Source organism: Parasphingomonas caseinilytica (assembly GCF_036663755.1).
In the GTDB taxonomy this organism is placed as follows: Bacteria; Pseudomonadota; Alphaproteobacteria; order Sphingomonadales; family Sphingomonadaceae; genus Sphingomonas.
Genome location: NZ_JAXOJL010000008.1, coordinates 121,558 through 135,100, shown reverse-complemented (window position 1 = coordinate 135,100; position 13,543 = coordinate 121,558). Strand labels below are relative to the sequence as shown.

The 13,543-nt window shown below is 64.6% G+C and carries 7 protein-coding genes; all 7 read left to right on the top strand.

Translation table 11 applies throughout. From position 1 onward, the window contains the following. Positions 1-47: 47 nt before the first annotated feature. The 7 genes from U1738_RS16210 (at position 48) to U1738_RS16180 (ending at position 13,542) form a co-directional block, all read left to right on the top strand. Positions 48-2,987 carry a TonB-dependent receptor gene (locus U1738_RS16210; protein ID WP_332790086.1) on the top strand — a complete coding sequence of 980 codons (2,940 nt, stop codon included), beginning with the start codon at positions 48-50 and terminating at the stop codon, positions 2,985-2,987. An 80-nt stretch (positions 2,988-3,067) separates the two neighbouring features. Continuing rightward, a complete protein-coding gene (locus U1738_RS16205; RefSeq protein WP_332790085.1) occupies positions 3,068-4,579 on the top strand; it encodes a tryptophan halogenase family protein in 1,512 nt (503 codons plus the stop codon). Next, entirely contained in the window at positions 4,576-6,375 is a 1,800-nt protein-coding gene (locus U1738_RS16200) for an alpha-amylase family glycosyl hydrolase (protein WP_332790084.1), read from the top strand. The genes U1738_RS16205 and U1738_RS16200 overlap by 4 nt, the downstream gene beginning before the upstream one ends. 5 nt (positions 6,376-6,380) lie before the next feature. Beyond that, positions 6,381-8,003 (top strand): alpha-amylase family glycosyl hydrolase, encoded by a 1,623-nt coding sequence (locus tag U1738_RS16195; RefSeq protein WP_332790083.1) that lies wholly within the window; start codon positions 6,381-6,383, stop codon positions 8,001-8,003. After that, positions 8,000-9,511, top strand: coding sequence for a tryptophan halogenase family protein (locus U1738_RS16190; protein ID WP_332790082.1), 1,512 nt, complete (start codon positions 8,000-8,002; stop codon positions 9,509-9,511). Before U1738_RS16195 ends, U1738_RS16190 begins: the two co-directional genes overlap by 4 nt. Positions 9,512-9,522: 11 nt before the next feature. After that, complete coding sequence (locus tag U1738_RS16185; protein ID WP_332790081.1) at positions 9,523-12,024, top strand: TIM-barrel domain-containing protein; 2,502 nt, start codon at positions 9,523-9,525, stop codon at positions 12,022-12,024. Positions 12,025-12,558: 534 nt separating this feature from the next. Beyond that, positions 12,559-13,542, top strand: coding sequence for an efflux RND transporter periplasmic adaptor subunit (locus U1738_RS16180; RefSeq protein WP_332790080.1), 984 nt, complete (start codon positions 12,559-12,561; stop codon positions 13,540-13,542). Position 13,543: the final 1 nt, after the last annotated feature.

Below are 13,543 nucleotides of genomic sequence, written 5' to 3'. Positions count from 1 at the left end.
GTAGTTGTAGAGGATGCGCGGGATCGAACCCGCCGAAGGGGAACAGCATGACCGTATCGCCGATGGGCCGCATTTCGCGGTCGTTCGATTCCACCCAGCGCATGTCCGCGCGCCGCATCGCGCTCGGCGCGGGCAGCAGCATGATGGCCATTGCCCTGTTGCTCCCGGCACAGGGCTTCGCGCAGGTCGCACCCGCCGTGCCGAACGCGAACAGCACCGCGCCGGCCCAGACGACCGCGACCACCAGCCAGGCCGATCCCTCGCCGCAGCCGACCGCGCCTGCGCCGGCCGATCCGGTCGCCGACGCCCCCACCGAGGAAGGCGCGATCGTCGTCACCGGCATCCGCGCCTCGCTCGCCTCGTCCGCGCGGATCAAGCGCGAGGCTACGCTGATCGTCGATTCCGTTTCGGCCGAAGACGTAGGCAAGCTGCCCGACGTGTCGATCGCGGATTCGCTCGCCCGCCTGCCCGGTGTGACCGCGCAGCGTCTGGAGGGGCGCGACCAGCGCCTGTCGATCCGCGGTCTCGGCCCGGATTTCTCGACCACCTTGCTCAACGGCCGCGAACAGGTGACGGTCGGTGACAATCGCGGCGTGGAATATGATCAATATCCGTCGGAATTCTTCAAGAACGTCAACGTCTACAAATCCGCCGACGCCTCGCTGATCGCCGCCGGCGTTTCCGGCACTGTCGATCTGCGCATGTTGCGTCCGCTCGATCAGTCGCAGCGCATTTTGGCGGTCAGCGCTCGCGGCCAGATGAACGGCATCAAGAACCTCAACCCGGACAGCTCGCGCTACGGCTATCGCGCCTCGGCAACCTATGTCGACAAGTTCGCCGGCGACACACTGGGCATCGCGATCGGTGCGTCGGCGACGATGACGCCGTCGCAGGACGAGCGCTACAATGCCTGGGGCTATGCCGGTGCCGGCACGGCGGCCAGCCCGTTCGTGCTCGGCGGGGCCAAGCCCTACGTCCAGTCGAACGAGCTGAAGCGTTATGGCGGCGTCGCGACGATCGAGTGGCAGCCGTCGGACAATTTCCACTCGACCTTCGATGCGCTCTATTCGCACTTCGAGGAAACGCAGCATCTCCGCGGCATCGAATTCCCGCTCGGTTTCTCCAGCCCGACGCAGAGCGGCATCACGGTGAACAACGGCTTCGCCACCGCGACGACGTTCAGCGGCGTCCACGCGATCCAGCGCAACGATTACAATCAGCGCAAGGCGGAGAATTTCTCGCTCGGCTGGAACAACGATCTGAAGCTGAGCGACCATATCCACCTGAACGTCGATGCCAGCTGGAGCCACGCCACGCGCACCGACTTCCTGCTCGAAACCTATACCGGCGTCGGTTACGGCGGCACCGGCCCGGACGACACGGTGAAGGTGACGCAGCAGGCCAATGGCACCTACAAGATCGTGCCGACGCTGGATTACACCAACACCAACGTGTTCAAGCTGACCGATCCGCAGGGCTGGGGCTATAACGGCACGCAGGCGGTGGTGCAGGCCGGCTTCCTCAATCGTCCGAGCTTCAAGGACGATCTGAAGTCGCTGCGCGCCAGCCTGAACGGCGAATTCGACGGCGGCATCGTGCGCGGCTGGGAAGTCGGCGGCAATTTCAGCCGGCGCGAGAAGACCAGCGCCTACCAGTCGTTCTTCCTCTGCCCCAAGGGCGGCGGCACGAACTGCACGGTTGCCAGCAACACGCCGACCTCGGCACCGATCCCGTCCCAGGCGATCCTGGGCAAGATCCCGCTCGATTATCTCGGCGTGCCCGCGGTGCTCGCGCTCGACCCTCTGTATCTGTACAACAATAGCTACAACAGCTTCTACGACAACCGCCCGAGCTCGCTGGTGCGCGACAACGTCGTCACCGAGAACGTCTATACCGGCTATGCCAAGATCAGGATCGACGGCGAACTCGGCGGCAAGACGCTGAAGGGATCGATCGGCACGCAGGTGATCCGTACCGAACAAAGCTCGACCGGCCAGATCGCCAGCGTCGTTGCCGGTGTCGTCACGATCGCGCCGGCCAAGCAGAAGGTCGTCTATACCAACTTCCTGCCCTCCGCGACGCTGTCGCTCGAACTGGTGCCGCAGGGTTACGTGAAGATCGGTGCCTCGCAGACGATGGTGCGGCCGCGCCTCGATCAGGAACGCGTGACGCAGGATGTGAGCATCAACACCGCCAACATTCAGGTCAACAACACCAATCCGTCGCTGAACCCGGTGTTCACCTCGAACGGCGGCAACGTGGCGCTCAGGCCCTATCAGTCGACCAATATCGACATCAGCCTAGAGAAGTATTTCACCGGTGGCGGCTATGTCGCGCTGTCGGGATACTTCAAGCACCTGACCGACTTCGTCGATCCCAACAACAGCTACGCATACGACTTCTCCTCGCTGCTCGGCGCGTTGACCCCGGCGCAGCAGGCGATCGTCGTCGCCAATCGCCTGGCGATCGGCAATGTCAGCGCGCCGGCCAATACCGGGCGCGGCGAAGTGATGGGCCTGGAGGGCACGATCTCGCTGCCGTTCAAGGCGGTGACATCGGCCCTCGACGGTTTCGGCATGTTCGTATCGGGCAATTACACCCAATCGACGATCAAGTTCATCAGCAACCCGACCCAGCCGATCACCCTGCCCGGCCTGTCGAAATGGACCGGCAGCGGCACGGTGTATTTCGAGAAGCACGGCTTCCAGGCGCGCGTGAACTATCGCTACCGCTCGTCGTTCCTGGCGGAAGTTGCCGGCCTGTCCGCCAACCCGACCTATCGCACCGCCCGGTCGGAAGGCATTCTCGATGCGCAGATCGGCTATGAATTCCAGGACGGCTTCCTGAAGGGCCTGGGCATTCTGGCGCAGGCCAAGAACCTGACCGATCGTCCGTTCGTCACCTATCAGAACGACGATCCGCGTCAGGTGATCGATTACCAGCGTTACGGGCGTGATTATTATCTGGGCATCACCTACAAGTTCTGATGCGATTGCGGGCGGGCGGCGGAGCGATCCGCCGTCCGCCTCGTTCGGTGCCTGAGAGACGAGAAGCGGGGACGCGGACGATGGCCGAGACACAGCCGATCAGGATCGTCATCGCCGGCGGCGGTACCGCCGGGTGGATGGCGGCGGCGACCTTCGCGCGCTTCCTGGAGGTCGGGTTCGAGATCGACCTGATCGAATCCGAGGAGATCGGCACGGTCGGCGTGGGCGAGGCGACGATCCCGCAGATCCGCCTGTTCAACGACGCACTCGGGCTCGACGAGGACGCGTTCCTCAAGGCGACGCAGGGCACGTACAAGCTCGGCATCGAATTCGTCGACTGGCTCAACCCCTCCCACCGCTACATGCACGCCTTCGGCGATATCGGGCGCGACGTCGGGCTGCTGCCGTTCCACCAATATTGGCTTCGCGCGAAGTCGCTCGGACTGGCGGGTGATCTCGCGGCCTATTCGCTCAACAATCAAGCGGCGCTGGCGGACAGGATGCAGCGCGGGCCGGCGCGTACCGCCCGCGTGTTGCCCGACATGCCCTATGCCTTCCATTTCGACGCCGGACTCTATGCGCGCCATCTCCGCCGCTATTCGGAGACACGCGGCGTCAACCGGATCGAGGGCAAGATCGTGCGGGTCGAACAGGACGCGACAGGCGATGTCTCCGCGATCGTGCTGGAGGATGGCACGCAGGTCGCCGCCGATCTCTACATCGACTGCACCGGCTTTCGCGGCCTGCTCATCGAACAGACGCTGAAGACCGGGTATGAGGATTGGACGCGCTGGCTGCCCGCCGACCGCGCCATCGCCGTGCCGTCGCAGCGCAGCGCCGCATTCACGCCCTATACCCGATCGACCGCCAAATCGGCCGGCTGGCAATGGCGCATCCCGCTCCAGCATCGCACCGGCAACGGTATCGTCTATTCCAGCACACATCTGAGCGAGGACGAGGCGACGGCGATCCTGCTGGCGGGACTCGACGGCGAAGCTCTGGCCGAACCGCGCGCAATCCCCTTCCGCACCGGCAAGCGCCGCAAGATGTGGAACCGCAACGTCGTCGCGATTGGCCTGGCCGGCGGCTTTATGGAGCCGCTGGAATCGACCAGCATCCACCTGATCCAGTCGGCGATCTCGCGCCTGATGAAGCTCCTGCCCGGCCGCACGATCGCCGAGGCCGACCGCACCGAATTCAACCGCCAGAGCGATTTCGAATACGAACGGATCCGCGACTTCATCATCCTGCATTACAAGGCGAACGCACGCACCGAACCGTTCTGGCAATCTTGCCGCGACATGGAGCTGCCGGAAACGCTCGCCGCCAAGATCGATCTGTGGCGCGGCAACGGCCATATCACGCGCGAGCATGAGGAATTGTTCACCGAGGTCGGCTGGCTGCAAGTCCTCGCCGGACAGGGCATCATGCCGCGAGGCCATCACCCGCTGGCCGATGCGATCCCGCAGCACGATCTCGCCGAATTCATGGACACGATCGACAAGTTGAACGCCCGCGAGGTCGCGCAGATGCCGTCCCACGTCGACTTCATCGCGCGGCACTGTGCTGCGCCGCATATGGCCGCAGCATGAGCATCGCCGCTGCTTTTTTGCTCGCGCTCGTCGGTCAGGCCGCGACGCCCGTCGAGGCCCTGCGCGCCCGGCCGCCCGAGGACGAGATCATCTATTTCGTCCTGCCCGACCGGTTCGATAACGGCGACCCGGCCAACGATCGCGGTGGCCTGTCCGGCGATCGCCTGACCACCGGCTATGATCCGACATCGAAGGGCTTCTATCACGGCGGCGACCTCAAGGGCCTGATGCGACGGCTCGATTACATCCAGTCGCTCGGCACCACCGCGATCTGGCTCGCACCGATCTTCAAGAACAAGGCCGTTCAGGGCGCGTCGGGCCAGGAAAGTGCCGGCTATCACGGCTATTGGGTGACCGATTTCACCACGGTAGATCCGCATTTCGGCACCGATGCCGATTTTGCCGCCTTCGTAGACGCGGCGCACGCGCGCGGCATGAAGGTCTATATGGACATCATCGCCAACCACACCGCCGACGTGATCCAGTACCGCGAATGTATCGGCAAACCCTGCCCGTATCGCGGCAAGGCTGACTATCCGTATCAGCGGCGCGGCGGGATCGCCGGCAAGCCGATTAATCCCGACTTCGCGGGCGACGCGGTGCAGACGCCGGAGAATTTCGCGAAGCTGACCGATCCGGCCTTCGCCTACACCCCGTTCGTGCCGCCGGCCGAGGCGCATGTGAAGGTGCCGGAATGGCTGAACGATCCGCATTACTATCACAATCGCGGCGACTCCACCTTCGCCGGTGAATCCGCGCGCTACGGCGATTTCTCCGGCCTCGACGATCTGATGACCGAGGATCCGCGCGTCGTCTCCGGCTTCGTGTCGATCTTCGGCAGTTGGATCGATCGCTTCGGCGTGGACGGCTTCCGCATCGATACCGCGCGCCATGTGAACCCTGAATTCTGGCAGGCCTTCGTCCCCGCGATGCAGGCCCGTGCGGCCGCCCGCGGCATCGCCAATTTCCACATCTTCGGCGAGGTGTATTCGGAAGCCGTCGATCCCGGTTATACCGCGCAATATACGCGCCGCGACAAGTTACCGGCAGTGCTCGATTTCTCTTTCCAGGCTGCCGCCCGCGCGCTCCTATCGGGCAAGGCGGGCACCGACGTCTTCGCCAGACTGATCGATGGCGACATACTGTACGAGGGCGGCGATGCGGCGGCGCAGCGCCTGCCAACCTTTCTCGGCAATCACGACATGGGGCGGATGGGGCATATGCTCGATCTAGCCTGGCCCAAAGCCACAGATGCCGAACGGCTTCAACGCCTGACGCTCGCGCACGTCCTGTTGCTGTCCGCGCGCGGCGTGCCGACGATCTACTCCGGCGACGAACAAGGCTTTACCGGCCATGGCGGCGATCAGGATGCGCGCGAGGACATGTTTGCGAGTCAGGTCGCCAGCTATAATGACAACCGCCTGATCGGCACGACCACGACCACTGCAACGGCGCATTTCGGACAGGACAATCCGATCTTCCGGACGATCGCCACGCTCGCGAAGATCCGCCGCGATCATACGCAACTGCGCCACGGCCGCACGATCGTCCGCTATGCGCAGGACAGGCCCGGCCTGCTCGCCTTCACGCGCGGCGACGATGACGGGCATGAAATCCTGATCGCGCTCAACACCTCCAGCACGCCCTTGTCGGCCAATGTCGAAATCGGCGCGAACTCCGCCCGCTTCACCACACTCGCCGGTGCCTGCCCGGCACAGGCGACCGCGCCCGGCAGCCTCTCGCTCACCCTCCCCCCGCTCGGCTACGCGATCTGCGCCGCCTCCCCAGACAAATGAGTTCCATGACCTGCGCCGTACAGCCGACCCCGGATGCCGCACCCCGAACGCCGTGGTGGAAGGGTGCCGCAATCTATCAGATCTATCCACGCAGCTTCGCGGATTCGAACGGCGATGGTATCGGAGATCTCGCCGGGGTCACCGCGCATCTTGATTACGTGGCGTCGCTCGGCGTCGATGCGGTGTGGTTGTCGCCCTTTTTCACCTCGCCGATGAAGGATTTCGGCTATGACGTAGCGGATTATCGCGACGTCGATGCAATCTTCGGCACGCTTGCCGATCTCGACGCGCTGATCGCACGCGCTCATGCGCTCGGCCTACGCGTGATCATCGATCAGGTCTATTCGCACACCTCGAACGATCACGCCTGGTTTCAGTCCAGCCGCGCCAGCCGATCGGGGGCCCACGCCGACTGGTACGTCTGGGCCGATGCCAAGCCCGACGGCAGCCCGCCGAGCAACTGGCAATCGGTGTTCGGCGGCCCGGCCTGGACCTGGGACGCGCGCCGCCAGCAATATTATCTGCACAATTTCCTGAAGGAACAGCCGCAGCTGAACGTCCACAATCCGGCCGTGCAGCAGGAGTTGATCGACACAGCGCGCTTCTGGCTCGATCGCGGCGTGGACGGTTTCCGCCTCGATGCGATCAACTTCGCGATGCACGATCCGGCGCTGACCGATAACCCGCCCGCGCCTGCCACCAATCGCGCGCGCACCCGGCCGTTCGATTTCCAGCTCAAGCTGCACAATCAGGGCCATGCCGACATCCCCGGCTTCCTCGAACGCATCCGCGCGCTGATGGACGAATATGGCGCGGGCTTCACCGTGGCCGAGATCGGCGGCGAGGATAGCGACCGCGAGATGAAGCTCTTCACCGCCGGCGAGGCCCGCCTCAATAGCGCTTACAGCTTCGACTTCCTTTATGCCGATGCGCTGACGCCCGATCTCGTCGCCGATGCGGTCGGGCGCTGGCCGGATGTGGCCGGCATGGGCTGGCCAAGCTGGGCGTTCGAAAATCACGATGCGCCCCGCGCGATCTCGCGCTGGACCACGCCAGACAATGCGCAGTCCTTCGCGCGGATGAAGATGCTGCTGCTCGTCTGCCTGCGCGGTAACATCTTCCTCTATCAGGGCGAGGAGCTGGGCCTGACGCAGGTCGATATCGCGTTCGAGGATCTGCTCGATCCCGAGGCGATCGCCAACTGGCCGATGACGCTGTCGCGCGACGGTGCGCGCACGCCGATGCCGTGGATCGCCACCGCGCCCGATCATGGCTTCGGGTCGACCGCGCCCTGGCTCCCCTTCGGCGGCGATCACGGCGCGCTGGCGGTGGACCGGCAGGAAGCGGATGCGGAGTCTTTGCTGCACTTCACCCGACACCTGATCGCAACGCGCAATGCGCACCCGGCGCTGCGCTACGGCGACATCCGCGTCGTGCACAGCGACGACGCCCTGCTTGCCTTCGAACGAGAGGCGGACGGCGAGCGGCTTCTGTGCGTGTTCAACCTCGGCGAAATCGCACGCGAATGGCCGGCGACAGTCGCACGGGATGGCATAGCCCTGCTCAGCGCCAACCGGGCAGAACCCGGTCTGCTCCCGGCCTTTTCCGGCGTGGTGCTGCGGTCGTGACTCCCGCGCCCGGGGACCTGGACATCGTCATCCTCGGCGGCGGCACAGCGGGCTGGATGACGGCCTGCATGATCGCCAAAGCGTGGCCGCAAGCGCGCGTGACCTTGGTCGAAAGCCCGGAGATCGGCATTGTCGGCGTAGGCGAAGGATCGACGCCGCAACTCAAGGCCTTTTTCGACACGCTCGGCATCACCGAAGCCGAATGGATGCCGGCCTGCGACGCCACCTACAAGCTCGGCATCGGCTTTCACGGCTGGTCGGATCGTACCGGCTACGAGGCATACTTCCACCCCTTCCCCACCGCGCTCGACGGACATACCGCGCAGCAATTCTTCTATCAGACGCGCGCCCTCCGCACCGGGCGAAACGTAGAGGCTCACCCCGATCGCTTCTTACTCCCCGCCCGCCTCGCCGCCGCATCGCGCGCGCCGCAACCGAACGAGAATTTCCCGTTCGAGGTGAGCTACGGCTATCATTTCGATGCGCACAAGGTCGGCGCATTCCTGTCGGCCCACGCGACGGAGACGCTCGGTGTCCTGCATCTGCAACGCCGCGTCGCCAGCGTAGAGCGCAGCGCTGACGGCGATATCGCGGCGCTGATCTGTGACGAAGGCGAGCGGATCGCTGGCGATTTCTTCATCGACAGCAGCGGCTTCCGCTCGATGCTATTCGAACAGACCCTAAGCGTCCCGTTCGTGAAATTCGCGGACTCGTTGTTCAACGATTCCGCCGTCGTCATGCCCACGCCGCGCGTGCCCGACGGCGCGCTCGCCAGCCAGACGCGCGCCACCGCGCTCAGCGCAGGATGGGTGTGGGACATCCCGCTGACCAGCCGCACCGGCAACGGCTATGTCTATTCCAGCCGCCACCTTTCCTCCGAACACGCCGAGGCGGAACTGCGGTCGCATCTGGGCGTCGGCGATACCGGCGACGCGCGCCACCTGAAGATGCGCGTCGGCCGCGTGGCGGAAAGCTGGTCGCACAATGCGCTGGCGGTCGGGTTGGCGCAGGGCTTCATAGAACCGCTCGAAGCGACCGCGCTCCATATCGTGATCGCCACGGTCGAAGCGTTTCTCGACGCGGTCGATAAGGACGGCTTCACCCCCGCCGCACGCGATCCGTTCAACATCAGGATAGCCGAACGCTATGACGGCGTGCGCGACTATATCGTCGCGCATTATCGGCTCAATCAACGCCACGACGATCCGACCGGCTATTGGGCGGAAGCCCGCGCCGTCTCCGATCTTTCGGGCACGCTGAAGGGCCTGATGTCCGCCTGGTTTACCGGCGCGGACATGGCGGCGATGATCGATCCCGCCGGCATTGGCCGCTATTACAGCGCGATCAGTTGGCATTGCCTGATGGCAGGATACGGCACCTTCCCCGACGACGCCCGACTGGTGCCGGCGGGCGGAGATATCGCGCCGATCGACGTGGCCGTGATCGACGATTTCCTGAACCGCTGCGCGCTGAACTTCCAACCGCACCTCACCCGCCTCCCCCGGTAAAGAGAGCCTATATGAAACGCCTCGCTTTGTTGCTCGCGACCGCTGCGACACCATCGTTCGTCCCCGCAGCATATGCGCAGCAAAGTGCAGCAATCGCCGCAACGCTCAGCCCGCAAAAGGATGGCGTGGAGATCGCCATCGGCGCGACGAAGATGCGCCTGATCGCGCTCACCGACGATCTGATCCGCGTGCGCATCGCCCGAGACGGCACCTATGCGGAGGATGCCAGCTGGGCCGTCCTGCCCGAACTGCGCAAGGCGCGCGTCAAAGTGGCCGCGACGCCCGACGGCTTCACCACCGCCTCGCTGCGCGTCCGCATCGGTACCGGCGGCGGGGTGACGTTCGAGACATTGGATGGCAAGATCCTGTCCGCCGATGTCGCCCCGGCGAAACTCGACGGCCCGGCCTTCACCATCGCCAAGACGCTGCCGATCGGCGAACATTTCTTTGGTCTGGGCGACAAGACCGAGGGGCTGGACCGGCGCGGACATAGCTTCGTCGACTGGAACACAGACGCGTTCGGGTTCAGCAGTTCGGACGATCCGATCTACAAGTCGATCCCGTTCTTCATCTCGACCGGTGCTCCGGGCGGCAGTTACGGCGTGTTGCTCGACAATACCTATCGCACCTGGTTCGATTTCGGCCACCGCGACGCCGATACGCTGAGCTTCGGCGGACCCGATGGCCCGATCGATTACTACTTCATCGCCGGGCCGACGATGGCCGATGTCACGCGCCGCTATGCCGGCCTCACCGGTCGTCCGCCGCTCGCGCCGAAATGGGCGCTCGGCTATCAGCAGTCGCGTTATTCCTACATGTCGGCGGACGAGGTGCGCGGCATCGCGCAGCGCCTGCGCGCGGATCGGGTGCCGACCGACGTGATCTGGCTGGACATCGATTATCAGGATCGCAACCGGCCCTTCACCACCAATCCCATGACCTTTCCCGATCTGCCCAAGCTGGCCAGCGATATGAATGCGGAAGGGATCAAGCTGATCGCGATCACCGATCTGCACATCGCCAAGGTCGATTCCGGCTATGCGCCCTACGCCCGCGGCAAAAAGGGCGACGAGTTCGTCAAGAACCCGGACGGCAGCGATTATGTCGCTCCGGTCTGGCCCGGCCCTTCGGTGTTCCCGGATTTCACGCAAACCAAGTCGCGCACCTGGTGGGGCGGGCTGTTCAAGGGCTTTTTGGACGCCGGAATCGCCGGATTCTGGAACGACATGAACGAGCCCGCGATTTTCGAGACGCCGACCAAGACGATGCCGCTCGACACGCGCCACCGTATCGCCAGCGACGATTTCGCCCCCAGAACGGCCGATCACCGCGAGATCCACAACGTCTACGGCATGCAGAATACCCGCGCGACCTATGACGGCCTGCTCAAACTGCGCCCGAACGAACGCCCGTTCGTGATGACGCGCGCGAGCTATGCCGGCGGCCAGCGTTATGCCGTGACCTGGACCGGGGACAACAGCGCGACCTGGGATCATCTGAAACTCTCGGTGCATCAGATCATCAATCTCGGCCTGTCCGGTTTCGCCTATAGCGCCGCCGATGTCAGTGGTTTCGCCGGCGGCCCGAGCGCAGACCTGCTGACGCGCTGGTTCGAGATCGGCGCGTTCATGCCGGTCTTCCGCGATCATTCCGCCACCGGCACGCCGCGCGTCGAGCCATGGGTCGATGGCCCGGACCATCTCGCGATCCGTCGCCGCTTCGTCGAGGAACGCTATCGCCTGATGCCGTATTTCTATGCACTGGCAGATCAGAACAGCCGGCTGGGCGATCCGATCATGCGTCCGGTATTCTACGATTATCCCGATGCGGCAAAGATGGGCTGCAACCAGTCGATGGCGTTCACGCTCGGCAAGGCGCTGCTGATCGCGCCCCCGCCAAGCCCGGAATCGCCGCAGAGCTATGACGTGTGCCTACCCGCCGGCGGCTGGTTCGATTACTGGACCGGCCTGCGCGCCGGCACGCCCGAGCCGACCACCGCCGGGCCGATCCAGTCGGCGACGCAGGCCGTGCCGACGGAATATGCCAAGGGCGACCGCGTGATCGAAGTGCCGCGGCTCGATCGCCTGCCGGTGTTCGTCCGCGCCGGCACGATCCTGCCGCGCCAGCCGCTGGTGCAGAGCACGGCGCAGACGCCCTCGGGTCCGCTGATGCTGGACGTCTATCCGGGCGGCGAGTGCGTCGGCACGCTGTATGAGGATGACGGCACGACTTTGGCTTACACCCGCGACGCCTTTTTCCGCCAAACTGTCCGTTGCGCCGTTACCACGAAGGGAATGACGATATCCTTCGGCCCGCGAGCAGGTAGCTTCAAGCCGTGGTGGACTCAGATCGCTGTAACAGTTCATGGTTGGGAAGACCCGAGCAATGTCATGGTCAATGGCAAACGCCTAACCGCACAGACGGACATGCCCGGGCAGATGCTGCAATTCACCCTCAACGCGCCCAGAAAAACGAGCGACATCCATATCGAAAGAATATCGGCCAATAATTGAGAAGCTTCCGCGCCGTCTTGCAAGGCAAAATCCGATGCCTGTCTATGAGACCGAAAATTTTGTGTGATCTTGCCCCGTAACTTTCACTGCAAAACAATTCGTATGTTCTTGCGCGACTCGACCAGCGTGGTTGACCGGCGTTCCTTTGAGATCTGGCAATCGACGAGATAATTCTTGAGGTTGAAGTGATTGTGAACGTTGATGTGGAAATTTCCAGATATATTTAGCGTCTTGAGCCGCAGGGCGGCGATCGCCGTGCGAATAGGATTGACGCGCCCGTAGCCTCATCTTGGTACGATCTGGGCGATTTAAGAGTTTATGCTGATCGAGTTGCAAGCGCTGCTCGGCTAGCGGCATATCACCCCTGCGCGCTACGACTTAGCGCTTCCGCCACCGCTCGCATTGAAGGCGTATCTTTGCACGCGATCCGCGGACCTGTTGGTCGGCGAACATGGACAAATCGTATAGTATCGGGAAGCGTCGCTCCACGATCGGCACGCTACCAGGGCGCCTTCATTCCAGCAGGCGACACCGATGCGATCGATCCTATTGTTCAGCGGCGTGATCGAGATGCTGTGCGCCTGCGGCCAGCAGGGGGCCAAGCCCGCCGTCGCGCCAGTGCATACCGAGACGGTCGGGCGCGAAACAGAATTGCTGCGCCTGACGCTCACGCCACAAGCGCAGCAGCGCCTGGGCATCGCGACGGTGCGCGTCGGCGCCGACAGTGCTGCGGCACGGCGTGAGACAAGCGGCGAAATCGTCGTTCCAGCAGGAGCCGGCGGCGTGCCCACGGGATCGCTCAGCAACGTTGCGCAAATCGGCGCAGCCCAAGTCGCCGCCGAAGGCGAAATCGCCCGCGCCCGCGCGCAGGCCCGGCTGGCGCGCGTCGCGTTGGGCCGGGCCGAGGCCCTGGTGCGCGAGGAAGCCGGCAGCGTCCGCGCGCGAGACGAGGCGGCGGCGGCGCTCGCCACCGCGCAGGCGGCGGTGGACGCGGCGCTCGCGCAGCGCCGGCTGCTGGGCCCTGCGGTCGGGGCGATGGCAAATATGGCGAGCGTCTGGGTCCGCGTGCCGGTGTTCGGCACCGACATGGGATCGGTCGAGCGGAGTCGAGCGGTAGAGGTGCGGCCGCTCGGCGGAGATGGACCACCGCGCGCCGCGCGCCCGGTTCAGGCACCGCCCTCGGCAAACGCCCTCGCCGGAACGGTCGACCTCTATTATGCGCTCGACAATCGCGACGGTGCCTATCGCGTGGGCCAGCGGGTCGCGATCGCGCTGCCGCTCGCCGGCCGTGCCCAAAGCGGACTCGCCGTACCGATTTCGGCGATCGTCACCGACATCTATGGCGGCGACTGGGTTTACCAGCGCACCGCTCCAGACAGCTTCGTCCGCCGGCGGATCGAAATCGCCTCGACCGCGAACGGGCGCGCGATCCTGTCGCGAGGCCTGACGCGCGGTGACGAGATCGTGACCGTCGCCGCGCCCGAACTGTTCGGCACCGAATTCGGCGTGGCGCACTGAT